General features: G+C 59.4%; 15 protein-coding genes. 10 read left to right on the top strand and 5 right to left on the bottom strand.

Annotated features, from left to right (window positions below):
- Positions 1 to 82 precede the first annotated feature (82 nt).
- From CE491_RS01360 to gap, 4 genes are all read right to left on the bottom strand, one after another.
- The gene (locus tag CE491_RS01360) at positions 83 to 2,668 is read right to left on the bottom strand and encodes a TonB-dependent receptor (protein ID WP_110946580.1); all 2,586 of its coding nucleotides are present in this window, start codon (positions 2,666 to 2,668) and stop codon (positions 83 to 85) included.
- A gap of 120 nt (positions 2,669 to 2,788) precedes the next feature.
- Positions 2,789 to 3,694, bottom strand: a complete 906-nt coding sequence (locus CE491_RS01355; protein ID WP_110946579.1) for a FecR family protein — start codon at positions 3,692 to 3,694, stop codon at positions 2,789 to 2,791.
- Between the two features lie 140 nt (positions 3,695 to 3,834).
- Positions 3,835 to 4,350 carry an RNA polymerase sigma factor gene (locus CE491_RS01350; protein ID WP_199884937.1) on the bottom strand — a complete coding sequence of 172 codons (516 nt, stop codon included), beginning with the start codon at positions 4,348 to 4,350 and terminating at the stop codon, positions 3,835 to 3,837.
- A gap of 215 nt (positions 4,351 to 4,565) precedes the next feature.
- Positions 4,566 to 5,567: a type I glyceraldehyde-3-phosphate dehydrogenase gene (gap, locus tag CE491_RS01345; RefSeq protein ID WP_110946578.1), complete on the bottom strand. Its 1,002-nt coding sequence runs from the start codon at positions 5,565 to 5,567 to the stop codon at positions 4,566 to 4,568.
- A gap of 239 nt (positions 5,568 to 5,806) precedes the next feature.
- Between gap and edd the strand changes: the two genes are divergently transcribed.
- The 10 genes from edd to CE491_RS01295 all read left to right on the top strand — a co-directional run bounded on the left by edd (position 5,807) and on the right by CE491_RS01295 (position 18,640).
- Entirely contained in the window at positions 5,807 to 7,633 is a 1,827-nt protein-coding gene (gene edd / locus CE491_RS01340; RefSeq protein ID WP_110946577.1) for a phosphogluconate dehydratase, read from the top strand.
- A gap of 8 nt (positions 7,634 to 7,641) precedes the next feature.
- On the top strand, positions 7,642 to 8,595 hold the full coding sequence (locus tag CE491_RS01335) for a glucokinase (RefSeq protein ID WP_407681313.1): 954 nt from the start codon (positions 7,642 to 7,644) through the stop codon (positions 8,593 to 8,595).
- Between the two features lie 177 nt (positions 8,596 to 8,772).
- Positions 8,773 to 9,510, top strand: coding sequence for a response regulator (locus CE491_RS01330; RefSeq protein ID WP_110946575.1), 738 nt, complete (start codon positions 8,773 to 8,775; stop codon positions 9,508 to 9,510).
- Positions 9,511 to 9,516: 6 nt separating this feature from the next.
- Positions 9,517 to 10,977, top strand: a complete 1,461-nt coding sequence (locus CE491_RS01325) for an ATP-binding protein (RefSeq protein ID WP_110946574.1) — start codon at positions 9,517 to 9,519, stop codon at positions 10,975 to 10,977.
- Between the two features lie 285 nt (positions 10,978 to 11,262).
- Entirely contained in the window at positions 11,263 to 12,558 is a 1,296-nt protein-coding gene (locus CE491_RS01320; protein WP_110946573.1) for an ABC transporter substrate-binding protein, read from the top strand.
- Between the two features lie 155 nt (positions 12,559 to 12,713).
- A complete protein-coding gene (locus tag CE491_RS01315) occupies positions 12,714 to 13,622 on the top strand; it encodes a carbohydrate ABC transporter permease (protein ID WP_110946572.1) in 909 nt (302 codons plus the stop codon).
- The gene (locus CE491_RS01310) at positions 13,615 to 14,460 is read left to right on the top strand and encodes a carbohydrate ABC transporter permease (protein WP_110946571.1); all 846 of its coding nucleotides are present in this window, start codon (positions 13,615 to 13,617) and stop codon (positions 14,458 to 14,460) included. The genes CE491_RS01315 and CE491_RS01310 overlap by 8 nt, the downstream gene beginning before the upstream one ends.
- Positions 14,461 to 14,462: 2 nt before the next feature.
- Positions 14,463 to 15,623 carry an ABC transporter ATP-binding protein gene (locus CE491_RS01305; RefSeq protein ID WP_110946570.1) on the top strand — a complete coding sequence of 387 codons (1,161 nt, stop codon included), beginning with the start codon at positions 14,463 to 14,465 and terminating at the stop codon, positions 15,621 to 15,623.
- 140 nt (positions 15,624 to 15,763) lie between these two features.
- Positions 15,764 to 17,119: a carbohydrate porin gene (locus CE491_RS01300; RefSeq protein WP_110946569.1), complete on the top strand. Its 1,356-nt coding sequence runs from the start codon at positions 15,764 to 15,766 to the stop codon at positions 17,117 to 17,119.
- Between the two features lie 645 nt (positions 17,120 to 17,764).
- Entirely contained in the window at positions 17,765 to 18,640 is an 876-nt protein-coding gene (locus CE491_RS01295; protein ID WP_110946568.1) for a D-hexose-6-phosphate mutarotase, read from the top strand.
- Positions 18,641 to 18,716: 76 nt separating this feature from the next.
- Here the strand turns inward: CE491_RS01295 and CE491_RS01290 are convergent.
- Positions 18,717 to 18,914, bottom strand: a 198-nt coding sequence (locus CE491_RS01290) for an integrase core domain-containing protein (RefSeq protein WP_199884936.1), incomplete at its 5' end; no start/stop codon positions are given.

The following is an 18,914-nucleotide window of genomic DNA, read 5'->3' as shown; positions in this document are numbered from 1 at the left end:
ATCAGGCCGACCTGGTAAAAGCACGGCCTGCCTGACGGCAGGCCGTTACCGGCCCGCACACAAAAAATCTGACAGTCCCCTCCTAGATATCCCACGCCACGTTGATGGCGAAATTGCGGCCCGGCTGGGTCAGGCGATCCAGGCTCGCTGGCGCTGTCACGCCAGCTTCACCGACACCGTCGTAGCCGCGTACGTCATCCCACAACCAGTATCTCTTGTCGGCCAGGTTGTACAGGCCGCCGCTGAGGGTCACGTCTTCGGTGACTTTGTAGAAGCCGGTCAGGTCCACCAGGCCAAAGCCCGGAGTCTTGAACTGCGAGGAGGAGCCATCCGGCGCGTGGAAGTTAGAGTTGTCCACGCGAGTCTTGCGCTTGACCAGGGTCCAGCTGAGCAAGCCACCGTAGTTGTCCTGCTCGTAACCCAGGCCGAATACGCCAGTCAGCGGGTTGACGCTGTTGATCGGCTGGCCGGTGTCTTCATTACGACCGTACAGGTAAGCCAGCGAGCCTTGGGTGTAGAGGCCTTGCGGTGCGCCGAAGCTGTCCAGATTCAGACGGCCCTTGACTTCCACGCCTTTGATGGTGGCATGCCTGATGTTGTTGGCCTGAAACACCGCCTCATTCGATGAGGCTGGCTGGATGGCGTCTTCATTAATGAAGTCGCGGTATTTGTTGTAGAACACCGCCACATCGAATGAGCCCTCATCGAAGCGACCGCGCAGGCCGGTTTCATAGCTCCTGCTCTTCTCCGGTTCGAGATTTGGGTTTGGCTCGACGATGTAGCCGGTGGTGCGGTTTTCGAAGCGGCCATACAGGGCCTTGGCGCTCGGCGTGCGGAAGCCTTCAGCGTACTGGCCGTACCAGGTGTAGGCGTCGCTGATGGCATAGGTCACACCCAGTTTCGGCGACAGGCGATGCCACTTCTTCTCTTTGTCATCGAACTGATCGGCGCTGGTCAGGCTAACGGCGCGCAGAAACGCTTCAGTGGCATGAGGATCGAGCGTCGTGTAGTCGTAGCGTGCGCCCGGTGTGAAGGTCCAGTCGCCCCACTTGATCTGGTCCTGCGCGAACAGGGCATAAGTGTTGACGGTCGGGTCCGGGAAGTCGCTGTTTGGCAAAAGAAGATCAGAGGCTGACGGTGCCCCGACAGTCCTGCACGTCCCGAGGACCGCGGCGCACGTTCCACTCCCGCTGCGCAGTCCGGTGACTTTCTGCTGTTTGAGGGTGGTGCCATAGGTCAGCAGGTGCTCGGTGTCGGCGATGTTGAAAGCCTTGTCCAATTGCGCGTCGAAAATCCACTGCCGCTCCTTGTACGTCGTGTCACGGGTGCGCCAGACGTCGCGGCTGCCCGGAACGTACCGCTCAAGCGTGTCCTGATCGGTTTTGGCAATCTGGTAGTTCAGGCTCCACTTGACGTTGTCGGCCAGCAGGCTGTTCAGCGCGAAGGTGTTTTCAAGGCCGAAACGCTCGCGTGTGATGACGTCGTTGCCTTCGCGGCTGCGGTACATGCCGGAGGCCCCGCGTCCAGGAATGAACGGTCCTCCGACGGCGCTTTTTTGATTAGTGTGGGTGTCGTCCTTGTACTTCTCGTAGGTGAACGCGAGGCGATCGTTATCGCCGTAGTTCCAGCCCAGCTTGGCCAGGACATTGGTGGCGCGGGCATCTTCGGGGTTCGCTGCGGTGCGGCTCAGACCGGTGCCACCGTGCTCGCCATAGGATTCGGTCTCACGGCCATTGCGCTGGCTGACATGCAGTAAACCGTCGAAATCGCCTTCTCGACCGGCCACGGTGGCCGAGTTCAGCCAGCTGTTATCCGCTGAACTGTAGCCGGTCTTCAAGCGCGCACCGACGTACTGGCCCGGCTTGATGATGTCTTCGGGATCGAGTGTGTAGTAACTCACGGCGCCCCCGATGGCGCTGCTGCCGTACAGGGCCGAGGCCGGGCCGCGCAGGATTTCGACGCGTTTGATGATTTCCGGATCGACGTAGTTGCGGTGGGTATTGGCGTACGGCCCGGAGAAATAAGTGTCCGGCACTTCGACGCCGTCCACCTGAGTCAGGATCCGGTCGCCGTCTATGCCGCGAATGTTGAAGTCACTGGTGCCCGCGCGTTGGCCTGCACCGCCCACGGAAACGCCTGGTTCATAGCGCACCAGATCGCGAATGTTATTGACGTTCGCGCGATCCAGTTCGGTGCGCTCATGCACGGTGACGGTACTGGGCACCGAATCCACCGACTGCGCCTGACGCGTCGCACTGACGGTGACTTGCTCCAGCGCCAATGTGCCAGAGGTGCTGCGCTTTTCCAGAACGACATTGTTGTTGCCCAGACGCCGATAGCTCAGGTTGCTCCCCGCGAGCAGCTGGTCCAGCGCCTGTTCCGCCGACAAGGTGCCGCTGACGCCGGGCGAGGTGACGTTGCGCGCCAGATCCGACGACATGCCCACCTGCCAACCGGTGGCTTGGCTGAATTCATTGAGGGCTGACACCAGCGGTTGTTGCTTGATGGAAAACTGATAGCTGCCCGCCACCCGAGCCGATTGTTCGGCGGCGGCAGCCGGCGCGCTGTGCAGGCCTGCGGCAAGCACCGCGACGGTCAACAGCGAGAGAGCCAAAGGGTTGGTGGTCCGTGGCGAGTCAGATAGGGCGGGGGTGAACGTGGACGGCATCGAAAGCGCTCCCTGTCGTGCGGGTCGAAATAGTGTTAGCAAGTATTTGTTAATGGGAATCACTTGCATTAGCTATAACGAGACGTACGACGAACGGCTATCGCGTAAAAATAATTTACCTCAGTTCAGAATCATCAGCGCGGGCAGCTCATGCAGGCGGGCAGAGGTGATTTGTGCCAGTGAACGAACCACGTCCACCGGGTTGTCCAGCCGGTAGTTGCCTGTCACTGCGACCTGATCCAGCCGGCTATTGGCGTTGACGATCCAGCCGGGGTAATAGCGGCTCAGCTCGGCCAGGACTTCTTTGAGCGGGCAATTATCGAAGATCAGCCGCCCCTGGACCCAAGCCAGGTCCTTGTTCTGGTCGATTTTCTCGCGATGGCCGAGGCCTTCGGGACCGACCCGAAGGCTGTCCCCAGCACTGAGGCTGACCTGAGAGCTGCCTTGGGTGGCCTGCACGTTTACCGCGCCGCGCTCGACCTGAATCTGTGCCACACCGTCCAGATAGCGCACGGCAAACGACGTGCTGCTGGCGCTCATGCGCACCGGGCCCGCCTCGACTTGCAGTGGCAGGCCCTTGGTCGGAGGCACTTCGAAGAAGGCTTCGCCCTCGTAAAGTCGGGCGATGCGTTGCCGGTCGTCCAGCTCGCTGGAGAACGCGGACCGGGTATTGAGTAGCACCCTCGAACCGTCGCCAAGCTCCAGCCGCTGGCGCTCTCCTGCCACCGTCAGATGGTCGGCCTTGAGGCGCAACGGCAGGTCGCTGAAGTTGAAAAGCCCCAGTAGCAAAGCCGCCGCCGTGGCCAACGGTACCCAATGCGGACGCAAGCGTTTGAGCATTGACGGCTTTCTCGGCACACCCAGACTGGCCGCAGCTTCAAGCACCGGTTGCGAATTCCAGACGGCCTCGGCCTTGGCGAAGGCTTCACCATGAGCGGGATCAGCCGCCAGCCAATCCTGAAAGCGCGCTCGCTGCTGGGCGTCGGCGTTCTCCAGTTCGATCAGCCAGTTCAGGGCCTGGTCCATGGCGCTGTCGTTTGCAGGGCCAGGTGAGTGAGAGTCCGTCAAGCAGCTTCCTCGGATACACGGTGTGGAGCGGGAGCGTAGCGAGCGGGTCGCCGCGCTCCCGTCAGGTTTCTCATGGAATATGGATCAAACTGCTCTCATCAACGTTCGAGCCGGGCCGCAACGCCGACGCAAATGGCCATGATCAGCTTGAGTTCCTTTTGTACGGTACTGGCGGAGACGCCCAGTTGCTCGGCAATTTCCAGATAACTGCAGCCGTTGAGCCGGCTCAGGGTAAAGATTTTTTGCTGGCGCGGCGTGAGTTTTTCGACACTCGCGTTGAGGCTCAGCAGCAGGCGATTGGCGTGGGCAGCGTCTTCCAGCGCGGCATCGGGGGCAATCACGTTGTGCAGTTCGGACAGCGGGGCGTCGTCGACGATAGTGCGCGCATGAATGCGTCGGGCACGCAGATGATCCAACGCCAGATTGCGCGCGGTCTGGAACACGAAGGGTTCGAGATGATCGATGGCGCGTTCGCCCAGGGCGCGGGTGACCCGCAGGTAGGTTTCCTGCAGCAAGTCTTCGGCGGTGCTGGGGTTGCGGACCATGCGCTGAAGGGTGCGCAGAAGAATCGTTCGCCTTGCCAGGAAAACGTCATTGAAGTGCGACTGAGTCACAGGGATACCCGACCAGAAATTCAGCAAATGATAATGATTGTCATCTGCTGTTCGGGTCAAGGTGAGCGTAGCCAGAATTTTGTAAAGGCGTGTCCAGGCGGAGCTTCATCGTAAGAGCGCGCTTGCCCGCGAGTGCGGTGGGTCAGTCGACAGATTCTGTGTCTGACAAGACGCCGTCGCGGGCAAGCGTGCTTCTACAAGTCATGGCCTAAAAATCACTCCGCATTCATCAATGCCAGGCAGTTGTCCAGCATGCGGTTGGAGAAGCCCCACTCGTTGTCGTACCAGGCCAGCACCTTGAGCAAGCGGCCGCTGACTTTGGTGTGGTTGGCGTCGAAGATCGACGACAGCGGGTTGTGGTTGAAGTCATGGGACACCAGCGGGAGGCTGTTGTAGCCGAGGATCTTGGAGTGTTGCGCGGCTTCTTTCATGATCGCATTGACCTCATCGGTCGTCGCATCGCGCTTGAGCTGAATGGTCAGGTCGACCAGCGATACGTTGATCACCGGCACACGCACCGCCATGCCCGTCAGCTTGCCTGCCAGTTCCGGCAGCACCAGGCCCACGGCCTCTGCGGCGCCGGTCTTGCTCGGGATCATCGACTGAGTGGCCGAGCGCGCGCGATACGGGTCGGTGTGGTACACGTCGATCAGATTCTGGTCATTGGTGTAGGCATGAATGGTGGTCATCAGACCGCTTTCGATGCCCATCTCGCGATTCAACACCTGCGCAACAGGCGCCAGGCAGTTGGTGGTGCACGAAGCATTGGAGATCACCTGATGCGACTGACGCAGCACATCGTGGTTGACGCCGTAAACGACCGTGGCATCAGCGCCTTTGGCGGGCGCGGAGATGATGACCTTCTTGGCACCCGCAGTGATGTGCGCGGCAGCTTTCTCGCGGTTGGTGAAAAAGCCGGTGCATTCGAACACCACGTCGATATTTTCCGATTTCCACGGCAGGTCGGCTGGATTGCGAATGGCGCTGACCGAAATGCGATCCCCATTGACGGTCAGGCTTTCCGTGTCGTGCTCGACCGTGCCGTCGAACGGACCGTGAACTGTGTCGTACTTCAGAAGGTGGGCGTTGATCTCGCTGTCACCCAGATCGTTGATGGCGACGATCTGCAAGTCCTGGCGGTAGCCTTGGGTATAGAGTGCACGTAGGACGTTGCGGCCGATGCGGCCAAAGCCATTGATTGCGATGCGGAGAGTCATACACCCGTCCTCAGTGAATTTGTTGTTGGAATTACAAGATTATTCTCATAAAAATAGAAAACAAGCCTTTTTAATGGCAGTATTTTGTTTTATCTACAAATAGAAACCCGTAAAGCCAACACAACTGTTTGAAAAATCTAGCCTTTGCTGAAGCGTTTCTCCAGGGGCCCGATTTCGACCACCGGTTTTGTACGCGTCTTATACGGGTGACCACATCCGCTAGCCTGGAGTTCATCACAATGCATCCCCGCGTCCTTGAGGTAACCGAACGGCTGATCGCTCGCAGCCGTGAAACCCGTCAGCGCTATCTGCAACTGATCCGGGGCGCGGCGAGCGACGGCCCGATGCGGGGTAAGCTGCAATGCGCCAACTTCGCCCATGGCGTAGCGGCCTGCGGCACTGAAGACAAGCACAGCCTGCGGATGATGAACGCGGCCAACGTCGCCATCGTTTCCTCCTACAACGACATGCTCTCGGCGCATCAGCCGTACGAGCATTTCCCTGAGCAAATCAAAAAAGCCCTGCGTGAAATCGGCTCGGTGGGCCAATTTGCCGGCGGCGTGCCAGCCATGTGTGACGGCGTAACCCAGGGCGAGCCGGGCATGGAGCTGAGTATCGCCAGCCGAGAAGTCATTGCGATGGCAACGGCGGTCGCTTTGTCGCACAACATGTTCGATGCCGCATTGATGCTGGGCATCTGCGACAAGATCGTGCCGGGCCTGCTGATGGGCTCCCTGCGTTTCGGTCATCTGCCGACGATTTTCGTACCGGGCGGACCGATGGTGTCGGGTATTTCCAACAAGGAGAAAGCCGACGTACGGCAGCGTTACGCCGAAGGCAAGGCGACCCGTGAAGAACTGTTGGACTCGGAAATGAAGTCCTACCACGGCCCTGGCACCTGCACTTTCTACGGCACCGCCAACACCAATCAACTGCTGATGGAGGTCATGGGGCTGCACTTGCCGGGCGCCTCTTTCGTCAATCCTTACACACCGCTGCGCGATGCCCTGACACGTGAAGCAGCGTTTCAGGTGACGCGTCTGACCAAGCAGAGCGGCGATTTCATCCCCCTCGGAGAGATTGTGGACGAGCGTTCGCTGGTCAACTCGATCGTGGCCCTGCACGCGACCGGCGGTTCCACCAACCACACGTTGCACATGCCCGCCATCGCGCAATCCGCAGGCATTCAACTGACCTGGCAGGACATGGCTGACCTGTCCGAAGTCGTACCAACCCTGACCCACGTTTATCCGAACGGCAAAGCCGACATCAACCACTTCCAGGCCGCGGGCGGCATGTCGTTCCTGATTCGTGAGTTGCTCGATGCCGGGCTGCTGCATGAAGACGTCAACACCGTCGTGGGCCGGGGTTTGCGTCGCTATACCCAGGAGCCGTTCCTGGCTGAAGGCAAGCTGGTGTGGCGGGACGGCCCTAGCGAGAGCCTGGACGAAAATATCCTGCGCCCGATTGCACGCCCGTTCTCCCCTGAGGGCGGCCTGCGCGTGATGGAAGGCAACCTGGGGCGCGGCGTGATGAAGGTGTCGGCGGTGGCGTTGGAACACCAGATCGTCGAAGCACCGGCCAAGGTGTTCGAAGACCAGCAGGACCTGGCGGACGCGTTCAAGGCCGGGGAGCTTGAGTGTGATTTCGTTGCGGTCATGCGTTTCCAGGGACCTCGCTCCAATGGCATGCCTGAGCTGCACAAGATGACGCCGTTCCTTGGTGTGCTGCAGGATCGCGGTTTCAAAGTCGCGCTGATCACCGATGGGCGCATGTCCGGCGCGTCGGGGAAAATCCCGGCGGCGATCCACGTATGCCCGGAAGCCTCCGATGGTGGCCCTTTGGCACTTGTACGTGATGGGGACCTCATTCGGGTAGACGGCGTAAAAGGAACGTTGCAAGTTCTGGTCGAACCGGCAGAATTGGCGGCCAGAGAGCCGGCAATCGGGCGCCTGTCACACAATGTGGGCAGTGGCCGCGAGTTGTTCGGTTTCATGCGCATGGCCTTCAGCTCGGCAGAGAAGGGCGCCAGCGCCTTTACTTCGAATCTGGAGACGCTCAAGTGACATTGGCGATGGTGGGTGATATCGGCGGGACAAATGCTCGTTTTGCTATTTGGGAAGACGACCAATTGCATTCGATCCGGGTGTTCCCGACGGTCGATTACGCCAGCCCCGAGAAGGCTTTGCTGGTCTATCTGCAGGATCTGGAGCTACAACTGGGCGATGTCGGTTCGATCTGCCTGGCGGTCGCGGGGCCGGTAACCGGCGATGATTTCCACTTCACCAACAGCCACTGGAAGATCAATCGCCAGGCGTTTTGCGCAGCGCTCAAGATCGACCATCTGATCATGGTCAACGATTTCACTGCCATGGCATTGGGCATGACGCGCCTGCGCGACGATGAATACCTGACTGTGCGTCATGGCAAGGGCGACTCGAAAGCGGCCCGAGTGGTGATCGGCCCTGGCACCGGTTTGGGGGTCGGGACGCTGATTCGTTCCGGCGAAAACCACTGGACTGCAGTGCCGGGCGAGGGCGGGCATGTCGATCTGCCGATCGGCACGGCGCGTGAAGCCCTGCTATGGACGCGCCTGATGGCCGATCACGAGCATGTCAGTGCTGAAACGGTTCTGAGCGGCGCAGGTCTGTTGTTGCTGTATCAGGTCAGTTGCGCGCTGGACGATATCGAGCCGGAGCTGAAATCCCCCGCTGCCATCACCTCGGCCGCCCTCAAGGGCGATCCGGTGGCCAGCGCTGTACTCGAACAGTTCTGTGTGTTCCTCGGGCGCGTGGCAGGCAACAATGTGTTGACCGTGGGAGGCCGTGGCGGGGTGTACATTGCCGGTGGGGTGATTCCGCGTTTCGTCGACTTCTTCATGCAGAGCGGCTTCAACAAGGCGCTTGCAGAAAAAGGGCTGATGAAGGATTACTTCAACGACGTGCCGGTGTGGCTGGTGACAGCCGAGTATCCAGGTTTGATGGGCGCTGGCGTTGCCCTGGATCAGGCTCTGATCGCTCAGGGCTGAGTCAGCCTGACGGACGACGCATCACTTGTAGGAACGCGCTTGCCCGCGAAGAGGGAGGTTGGAACAATGCGTCTGTGTTGCCGGACACATCCGTCGCGGGCAAACGCGCTCCTACAGTTGTATGCGTCGAAAATGCTTAACTCATAAAAATAATTCTGAGCTTACAAGGACGACCAAGTGAACGCAGTCAGTAAATCGATTCTGGTGGTCGACGATGACCAGGAGATTCGGGAATTGCTGCAAGCCTACCTGAGCCGCTCTGGCTTTCAGGTACGCACAGTGGGTGATGGCGCCGAGTTTCGTCAGGCGTTCAATGACGAACCCAGTGACCTGCTGATTCTCGATGTCATGTTGCCCGACGAAGACGGCTTCAGTCTGTGCCGCTGGGTCAGGCATCACCCGCGCCAGCCCCATGTGCCGATCATCATGCTCACTGCCAGCTCCGACGAGGCCGATCGGGTCATCGGCCTGGAGCTGGGTGCCGATGACTACATGGCCAAACCCTTCAGCCCCCGTGAACTCCAGGCCCGGATCAAGGCCCTGCTGCGCCGTGCCCAGTTCGGTCAGGAGCGCACGGGTGGGGAAGTGCTGGTCTTTGATGAGTGGCGCCTGGACATGGTCAGCCACCGACTGTTCCACAGCGATGGCGAGGAAGTGATCCTGTCCGGCGCGGACTTCGCACTGCTCAAACTCTTTCTCGATAACCCGCAGCAGATCCTCGATCGCGACACCATCGGCAACGCCACACGCGGCCGTGAGCTGATGCCGCTGGAGCGCATCGTCGACATGGCGGTCAGTCGTCTTCGTCAGCGTCTGCGCGACACCGGCAAGGCGCCGCGGTTGATTCGCACGGTGCGAGGCAGTGGTTATTTGTTGGCGGCCAATGTGCTGCCACAAGCCAGCAACGGTTACTGATCGCTGATGGTGGCCGAGAAAAAGCGCCGTCTGCCGGTACCGCGCTCGTTGCTGGGGCGCATGTTGCTGCTCACTCTGCTGGCGGTATTGCTGGCCCAGACCCTGTCCAGCCTGATCTGGCTGTCGCAACTGCGCGCTACGCAGATGGAAGGGCTGATCACCAGTGCTCGCAGCCTGGGCTATTCCATGTCGGCCAGTGTCAGCTATTTCCGCTCATTGCCGGTGGCCTTCCGCCCGTTGGTGCTCGATCAGCTGCGCAGCATGGGCGGTACGCGGTTCTTCGTTTCGCTCAATGATCGTCCGCTGGACATGCAGGTGCTGGAACCGACCGTGCGCAAAACCGCGGTGATCGACGTGGTGGGGCAGGTGCTGCGACAGAACCTCGGCGCTGACCCGGATATCCTCGTGCGTTTCGTGCGGCCGGAGGATCTGCGCATCTTCAACAGCGGCCTGAAACTCGACGAATTGCCGCGCTCCTGGGCGCATTACGCGCTGACACTCGAGCCGGTGAATCCGCCGGTGCTGGTGACGCAGATCGAACTGTCGCCCGGCGAATGGCTGTATATCGCGTCGCTGTTGCCTGAGCCCTACACCATGCTCGAAGAAGAGGGCCTGCCGTCGCAGCAGGTCTGGTTCATCGGCCTGACGAGTGTCTTCTTGCTGGTGTTCATCGGCCTGCTGGTGCACTGGCAAAGCGGACCGCTCAAGCGTCTGGCCCGCGCCGCACGGGATCTGTCTCTGGGGGCAGATGTCGAGCCGGTGGTGGAGGGCGGAGGCAGTGAAGTGATCGAGGTGACCCGCGCCTTCAACACCATGCGCGATCGTATCAGCCGTTACCTGACTGAACGCGGCCAGTTGTTCAGCGCCATTTCCCACGATCTGCGCACCCCGATCACACGCCTGCGCCTGCGTGTCGAGTTGCTGGAAGACGAGGAAATGCAGGTCAAGTTCACCCGCGATCTCGATGAGCTGGAGCTGCTGGTCAAAGGCGCGCTGCAATGCGTGAAGGACACCGACATTCACGAGAACATCGAGCCCGTGGACCTGAACCACGCGCTGGACTGCCTGATCGAGCCTTACCTGTCACCCGCCGGCGATGGCCGTATTACGCTGAGCGGCAGGGCGATGTCGATGTTCCATGGCAAGCCCCTGGCCCTGCGGCGCTGCATGGGCAACCTGATCGACAACGCCATCAAATATGGTGACAAGGCGCATCTGTACATCGAGGACAATGCTGAGGCGTTCGTACTGCATGTTGAAGATGAAGGCCCTGGCGTTCCCGAGCAACGGCTCGAACAAGTCTTCGAGCCGCATTTTCGGCTGGCAGGCAAGCATCAGCAGGGCTATGGGCTTGGGTTGGGAATCGCCCGCAACATCGCCCACAGCCATGGCGGCGAGGTGACGTTGCAGAATATGCGCGAGGGCGGGTTACGGGTTACGTTGTACCTGCCGCGTGGGACGGAGTGAACAGGCCCAATCCTGAACCTGGCCCAGACCCTGTAGGAGTGAGCTTGCTCACGCATCGAGCGCGACATTTGCTGAATATCTATGGTTAAACGTCAGCACTCGTGAGCAAGCTCACCCCCACAGTTGAACCCGTTTTTCAGCAGGTGCCTGGCAGATTTTTCAAATGTAACCATCCAGTGACACTTGCGCATCGCTTCGTTACCGTCCGCGCGAGCTCCTTGTTTAGAATCCATGCAGCGCAAGCGCCAAGACTTGCTCATGCATAACAACAATAAGGTCAAATAGATGAATTCGATTACCCGTCTCGCAGCACTCGTTTCTCTCGCCTCGTTGTTCCCTCTGAGCGCCATGGCCGCCGATTCCAAAGGCACTGTGGAAGTTGTCCATTGGTGGACTTCCGGTGGCGAAAAAGCGGCTGTCGATGTGCTCAAAGCCCAAGTTGAAAAAGACGGCTTTACCTGGAAGGACGGCGCTGTGGCCGGTGGTGGCGGTTCGACTGCCATGACCGTGCTGAAAAGCCGCGCCGTCGCCGGTAACCCGCCTGGCGTCGCCCAGATCAAAGGCCCGGACATCCAGGAATGGGCGTCTACCGGCTTGCTGGATACCGATGTGCTGAAAGACACCGCCAAAGAAGAGAAGTGGGACAGCCTGCTGGACAAGAAAGTCTCCGATACCGTGAAGTACGACGGTGATTACGTGGCCGTACCGGTGAACATTCACCGTGTGAACTGGCTGTGGATCAACCCGGAAGTGTTCAAGAAGGCCGGTATCGAAAAAGCCCCTACCACTCTCGAAGAGTTCTATGCCGCAGGCGACAAACTGAAGAAAGCTGGCTTCATCCCTCTGGCCCACGGTGGCCAGCCTTGGCAGGACAGCACGGTTTTCGAAGCGGTCGTGCTCTCGGTGATGGGTGCCGATGGTTACAAGAAAGCCCTGGTCGACCTGGATAACGGCGCGCTGACCGGTCCCGAGATGGTCAAATCGCTGACCGAGCTGAAGAAAGTCGCTTCCTACATGGACACCGATGGCAAGGGCCAGGACTGGAACCTGGAAGCGGCCAAGGTCATCAACGGCAAGGCCGGCATGCAGATCATGGGTGACTGGGCCAAGAGCGAATGGACCGCTGCCAAGAAAGTCGCAGGCAAGGACTACGAGTGCGTAGCGTTTCCTGGCACCGACAAGGCCTTTACCTACAACATCGACTCTCTGGCGGTGTTCAAGGGCGCAGATAACGCCAAAAATGGCACCGCCGCCGGTCAGCAAGATATCGCCAAAGTCGTGCTGGGTGAAAACTTCCAGAAAGTCTTCAGCATCAACAAGGGCTCGATCCCTGTTCGTACCGACATGCTGGCTGACATGAACAAGTACGGTTTTGACTCGTGCGCCCAGACCGCTGCCAAAGACTTCCTCGCGGATGCCAAGACCGGTGGCCTGCAACCAAGCATGGCGCACAACATGGCAACAACGCTGGCCGTTCAAGGTGCGTTCTTTGACGTCGTGACCAACTTCATCAACGACCCGAAAGCCGATCCGGCCGACGCGGCGAAGAAGTTGGGTGCGGCAATCAAGGCTGCCAAGTAGTCGTTTAAGCACCGCTCGCTTCTACCGTGGGAGTGAGCTTGCTCACGAAAGTGGAGTGTCAGGTTCTGATGTTCCAGCTGGCACAACGCTTTCGTGAGCAAGCTCACTCCCACAGGGTGCATGCCTAATCTTCATTTCCTGTACTGGATTTCACCATGAGTTCTGTTGCTGTGTTCAGCAAAGCCTCGCCGTTCGATGCACTGCAGCGCTGGCTACCCAAACTGGTGCTGGCGCCAAGCATGTTCATCGTATTGGTGGGCTTCTACGGCTATATCCTGTGGACGTTCGTTCTGTCGTTCACCAATTCGACTTTCCTGCCGTCCTACAAATTCGTGGGGCTGGCGCAATACGCACGGTTGTTTGATAACGATCGCTGGTGGGTGGCAAGCAAGAATCTGGCAGTGTTCGGTGGCATGTTCATCGGCATCAGCCTGGTGGTCGGCGTGCTGCTGGCGGTGTTTCTCGATCAGCGCATTCGTCGCGAAGGTTTTATTCGCACCATTTACCTGTACCCAATGGCGCTCTCGATGATCGTCACCGGTACGGCGTGGAAATGGCTGCTCAACCCTGGCATGGGCCTGGACAAACTACTGCGTGACTGGGGCTGGGAAGGCTTTCGCCTGGACTGGCTGATCGATCCGGATCGCGTGGTGTATTGCCTGGTCATCGCAGCGGTCTGGCAGGCATCGGGCTTCATCATGGCGATGTTCCTGGCAGGGCTGCGTGGTGTCGATCAGTCGATCATTCGCGCGGCGCAGATCGATGGCGCAAGCATGCCGAAGATCTATTGGAAAGTGGTGCTGCCAAGCCTGCGCCCGGTGTTCTTCAGCGCGGTGATGATTCTGGCGCACATCGCGATCAAGAGCTTCGACCTGGTCGCCGCGATGACCGCCGGTGGCCCAGGCTACTCATCCGACCTGCCTGCGATGTTCATGTACTCGTTCACCTTCAGTCGTGGCCAGATGGGCATGGGCTCGGCCAGTGCGATTCTGATGCTCGGGGCGATTCTTGCGATCCTCGTGCCTTACCTGTATTCCGAGCTGAGGACCAAGCGCAATGACTAGTCTCGCCGCCAAACCGTCGATCAGCCTGAGCCGAATCGCGATTTACGCCGTGCTGATCGGCGCTGTGTTGATCTACCTGATTCCACTGGTGGTGATGCTGCTCACCAGCTTCAAGTCGCCCGAAGACATCGGCACCGGCAACCTGCTGAGCTGGCCCACCGAAGTCACCACCATTGGTTGGGTCAAGGCCTGGGCGACAGTCAAGGGCTACTTCGTCAACTCGATCATGATCACCGTGCCCGCGGTGCTGATCTCCACGGCCATCGGTGCCCTGAACGGCTACGTGCTGTCGATGTGGCGCTTCAAGGGTTCGCAGATGTTCTTCGGCCTGCTGTTGTTCGGCTGCTTCCTGCCGTTCCAGACCGTCCTGCTGCCAGCCTCGTTCACCCTCGGCAAGATGGGCCTGGCCAGCACCACCACAGGTCTGGTGCTGGTCCACGTGGTCTACGGTCTGGCGTTCACCACGCTATTCTTCCGTAACTACTACGTCAGCATTCCCGATGCGCTGGTCAAGGCCGCGCGTCTGGACGGCGCCGGTTTCTTCACGATTTTCCGGCAGATCATTCTGCCGATGTCGACGCCGATCATCATGGTTTGCCTGATCTGGCAGTTCACGCAGATCTGGAACGACTTCCTGTTCGGTGTGGTGTTCTCCAGCGGTGATTCGCAGCCCATCACGGTGGCGCTGAATAACCTGGTCAACACCAGCACCGGGGCCAAGGAGTACAACGTTGATATGGCGGCGGCGATGATCGCCGGTCTGCCGACCCTGCTGGTCTATGTGGTCGCAGGCAAGTATTTCGTGCGCGGGCTGACGGCCGGCGCAGTCAAGGGGTAATCATGGCAACGCTCGAACTTCGCAATGTAAACAAGACCTACGGGGCCGGGCTACCGGACACCCTGAAGAACATCGAACTGTCGATCAAGGAAGGCGAATTCCTGATCCTGGTCGGTCCTTCGGGCTGCGGCAAGTCGACCCTGATGAACTGCATCGCGGGCCTGGAAACCATTACGGGCGGTGCGATCATGATCGGCGATCAGGACGTCAGCGGCATGAGCCCGAAAGATCGCGACATCGCCATGGTGTTCCAGTCCTACGCGCTGTACCCAACGATGAGCGTTCGCGAGAACATCGAGTTCGGCCTGAAGATTCGCAAGATGAACCAGTCGGACATCGATGCGGAAGTGGCTCGCGTCGCCAAGCTGCTGCAGATCGAACACCTGCTCAATCGCAAGCCCGGCCAGCTTTCCGGTGGTCAGCAACAGCGTGTGGCCATGGGCCGCGCGCTGGCGCGTCGGCCGAAGATCTACCTGTTCGACGAACCCCTGTCCAACCTCGACGCCAAGCTACGGGTCGAGATGCGCACCGAAATGAAACTGATGCACCAACGCCTCAAGACCACCACGGTCTACGTGACCCACGACCAGATCGAGGCGATGACGCTGGGCGACAAAGTGGCGGTCATGAAGGACGGCATCATTCAGCAGTTCGGTACGCCGAAACAGATCTACAACGATCCGGCCAACCTGTTCGTCGCCAGTTTCATCGGTTCGCCGCCGATGAACTTCATTCCACTGCGTCTGCAACGCAAGGATGGCCGTCTGGTGGCACTGCTCGACAGTGGTCAGGCGCGTTGCGAACTGCCAATGAGCATGAGCGATGCGGGCCTTGAGGACCGTGAGGTGATTCTGGGCCTTCGCCCTGAGCAGATCGTGCTAGCGTCCGGGGAAACTGCGGGGATGCCGACCATTCGGGCCGAGGTGCAGGTCACCGAGCCGACCGGTCCTGATACGCTGGTTTTCGTCACGCTCAACGAGAGCAAGGTCTGCAGCCGTCTGGCCCCGGATGTGGCGCCGGCAGTGGGCGAAACCCTGACCCTGCAATTCGATCCAGCCAAGGTTCTGCTGTTTGACGCCAAGAGCGGCGAACGTCTGGGTGCACTGGGAAAGTCGCAGCCGGTTGAGAATATGGGGAACGTTACGCGGCTCAACCGCAACTGATTCCGCGCGCAGGAAGACTGCGTCAAGGAGCACATCTGTCGGGGCGATTTTTTCTGCCGTAGAAGCGCCCCGGCAGGCACACGAAGCAAGTGGTTACAACGCTGTTTAAAGCTAATAACAATAAAACGAGGATTTAAGGGATGAAGAAGGTAAAAGGCAAATCGCTTAACCAGCTGCACCTTATCGGTGGGTTGTCTGTTGTGAGCGCGTTGACGCTGTCCGCAACGGCCTCCGCCATGGAGCCTTTCAAGGCCAGTGAGCACTTGACGGGTGACTGGGGCGGTCTGCGCCAGGAACTGTACGACAAGGGTTATGACTTTCCGATCGAGTACGTAGGTGAGGCGGCCTCCAACCTCAATGGCGGCTACAACGACGACAGGACCGGCCGCTACAGCGACCAGTTCGCGTTCGGCGTGCAAATGGACCTGCAGAAAATCCTCGGTTGGCATGATGCTGAATTCAAGCTGGCGATCACCGAGCGTAGCGGCAACAACATTTCCAACGACCGTATCGGCGACCCACGCGCCGGCACACTCAGCTCCTCGCAAGAAGTCTGGGGTCGTGGCCAGACCTGGCGTCTGACGCAAATGTGGGTCAAGCAGAAGTACTTCGACGGCGCCCTGGACATCAAGGTCGGTCGTTTCGGCGAAGGCGAAGACTTCAACAGCTTCCCATGCGACTTCCAGAACCTGTCGTTCTGCGGGTCGCAAGTGGGTAACTACGTGAACACCTGGTACAACTGGCCAGTTAGCCAGTGGGCCGCGCGTGTGAAATACAACATCACACCCGAGCTGTTTGCGCAGATCGGTGTCTATGAGCAGAACCCGTCGAACCTGGAAACCGGTAACGGCTTCAAGCTCAGCGGCAGTGGTTCTCAGGGCACCGTAGTGCCTGTGGAAGTCGTGTGGTCGCCAAGCGTGAACTCGCTGCCAGGCGAATACCGTCTGGGTTACTACGTCAGTAACCCAAGCGCCGATGACCTGTACGAAAACGAAAACGGTCAGCCGCAAGCCATCGCTGGCGGTGACTTCAAGTCCCACAAGGACAAGCACGGCTGGTGGGTCGTGGCTCAGCAACAACTGACCGCCCACAACGGCGATCCTTCCCGCGGTCTGAGTATCTTCGCCAACGCCACTGTGCATGACAAAGCCACCAACATGGTCGACAACTATCAGCAGGTCGGTTTCGTCTACAAAGGTCCGTTCGATGCACGTCCGAAGGATGACATCGGTATCGGTGTGGCTCGCATTCACGTCAACGACGATGCCCAGGACAACCGTCGCCTGGTCAACGCCGTCAACGGTATCGACGACTACGACAACCCTGGCTACCTGCCAATCCAGAAGACCGAGTACAACTCGGAAATCTATTACGGCGTACACGTCACCGACTGGCTGACCGTGCGTCCTAACCTGCAGTACGTGAAGAGCCCAGGCGGCGTGGACGAAGTCCAGAACGCTCTGGTGGCAGGTATCAAGATTCAATCCAAGTTCTAAGACGCTGCAAACGTTGTGCGGACCGCTCCTCCGCACATCACTCTGATGTGCTTCACAAACGATCAAGGGTCGTGTGTGCTTTACGGGCAGCCTGGCTGCCCGTTTTTTTGTGTCGTATCGGCTCTGGTATTCGGAGCTTTTTTTTTGCGGGTTCGCCAAGTGCTTCCAATAGGTCGGTAGTCACCGAATCTGTAGAAGTGAACTTGCTAACGAAAGGGCCGCCAATGCGCCGGCAGGCGCTTCACCTGTGGGAGTTTGCTCACGAAAGGGCCGCCAATGCGCTGGCAGGCACTTCACCTGTGGGAGTGAGCTTGCTCACGAAAGGATCGCCAATGCGCTGGCAGGCACTTCACCTGTGGGAGTTTGCTCACGAAAGGGCCGCCAATGCGCTGGCAGGCACTTCACCTGTGGGAGTGAGCTTGCTCACGAAAGGATCGCCAATGCGCTGGCAGGCACTTCACCTGTGGGAGTGAGCTTGCTCACGAAAGGGTCGTCAATGCGCCGGAAGGCGCTTCACCTGTGGGAGTGAGCTTGCTCACGAATGCTGAGTTTTTGCCGCTGAAGATTTTGCGGATGCAGTGGTCCATTCGTGGGCAAGCTCACTCCCACAAGAGACATACCGCCTTTCATTCAAACGGAACAGCAATGACCAGCAAGGACACAGCATCGCTCGACCATCCCCTGCAACGCTTCTTCTCCTCGGCCAGACCTCAGCCGACGTTCCAGTGGGAACGCCACCAGCAACGCGATGTGCTGGTGATCAATCACCCGCAATGCCAGGCCGTATTCAGTCGGCAGGGCGCCCAACTGCTGCATTTTCAGCCAACGGGTCAAAAGCCCTGGCTGTGGTGCGCTGCGCAGTGGCCGCAAGTCGGTGCGATTCGGGGCGGCGTGCCTGTGTGCTGGCCCTGGGTGGGGCGGCATCCGGGCGAGGGCGGCTGGCCTGCCAATGGCTGGGGTCGCCTGCTCGACTGGAAGCTGATCGACAGCCACGAACGCGAAGCAGGCGTCTCGCTGCACTGGCGCTTGAGCCTATGGGACTGGCAGGCCGACCTTTATGCCGAGCTTGGGCAGAGCATGGAGCTGCGTCTGGAAACCCGACACGAAGACAGCGAGCCCTGCCAGTTCGGACACGCCTTGCATGCTTACTGGCGCATCAGTGACATCGGCGACGTCGCACTGAGAGGATTGGACGGCGCACAAGGGTACGACGAACTCAGCCGCAGCGTCTGTGAGCAGAAAGGTGAGTTGCGGGTGATGGGCAGCTGTCAGCGCGTTTTCGAGCACGCAGGCCCGCTTCAATTGCACGATGACGCCTGGCAGCGCCGACTGAGCATCGACGCTCGTGACAGCGCCAACACCGCCGTCTGGCATCCTGGAAGTCGGCCTCTGCTGGGTGTGGGCGGTAGCGAAGCGATGGGGTTTTTGCGGGTTGAAGCGGTGTCAGGCGTTGACGATTGCCTGAGCCTTGCGCCGGGCCAGCAGGCGCGGTTGAGTTTGCAGGTGAGTCTGTTGCGTTGATGCTTGAGCTCTTCCTTTCTCAGGCATCGCGCTTTTGTGTGTCTAGTCCTGAAATAGGTTTACACCTGTTTTACCCTCAAAACGCCCGATGCACCGCATCGGGCGTTTTGTATTTCAAGGTCTGATGTGGCCGCTTGCGGTTATAAATATCTACCGATTCGTCGACCATACGCCTGGCTTCGGCCAGGTCTTTTGGGCGATGTAGCAAAAACTCGGTCTTCAGTATGCCGTTCACCCGCTCTGCCAACGCGTTCTGGTAGCAGTCATATCCGTC

Origin of the sequence: Pseudomonas bohemica (assembly GCF_002934685.1) — a bacterium.
In the GTDB taxonomy this organism is placed as follows: Bacteria; Pseudomonadota; Gammaproteobacteria; order Pseudomonadales; family Pseudomonadaceae; genus Aquipseudomonas; species Aquipseudomonas bohemica.
Note: the sequence above shows the minus strand (reverse complement) of the source record. Positions and strands in the feature narration are given on the sequence as shown.

Coding starts and splice junctions, on each gene's coding strand:
- CE491_RS01310 (WP_110946571.1), top strand. CDS start 13,615: ATGACTAGTCTCGCCGCCAAACCGTCGATCAGCCTGAGCCGAATCGCG.
- CE491_RS01355 (WP_110946579.1), bottom strand. CDS start 3,694: ATGGACCAGGCCCTGAACTGGCTGATCGAACTGGAGAACGCCGACGCC.
- CE491_RS01325 (WP_110946574.1), top strand. CDS start 9,517: ATGGTGGCCGAGAAAAAGCGCCGTCTGCCGGTACCGCGCTCGTTGCTG.
- CE491_RS01300 (WP_110946569.1), top strand. CDS start 15,764: ATGAAGAAGGTAAAAGGCAAATCGCTTAACCAGCTGCACCTTATCGGT.
- CE491_RS01320 (WP_110946573.1), top strand. CDS start 11,263: ATGAATTCGATTACCCGTCTCGCAGCACTCGTTTCTCTCGCCTCGTTG.
- CE491_RS01305 (WP_110946570.1), top strand. CDS start 14,463: ATGGCAACGCTCGAACTTCGCAATGTAAACAAGACCTACGGGGCCGGG.
- edd (WP_110946577.1), top strand. CDS start 5,807: ATGCATCCCCGCGTCCTTGAGGTAACCGAACGGCTGATCGCTCGCAGC.
- gap (WP_110946578.1), bottom strand. CDS start 5,567: ATGACTCTCCGCATCGCAATCAATGGCTTTGGCCGCATCGGCCGCAAC.
- CE491_RS01360 (WP_110946580.1), bottom strand. CDS start 2,668: ATGCCGTCCACGTTCACCCCCGCCCTATCTGACTCGCCACGGACCACC.
- CE491_RS01295 (WP_110946568.1), top strand. CDS start 17,765: ATGACCAGCAAGGACACAGCATCGCTCGACCATCCCCTGCAACGCTTC.
- CE491_RS01315 (WP_110946572.1), top strand. CDS start 12,714: ATGAGTTCTGTTGCTGTGTTCAGCAAAGCCTCGCCGTTCGATGCACTG.
- CE491_RS01335 (WP_407681313.1), top strand. CDS start 7,642: ATGGTGGGTGATATCGGCGGGACAAATGCTCGTTTTGCTATTTGGGAA.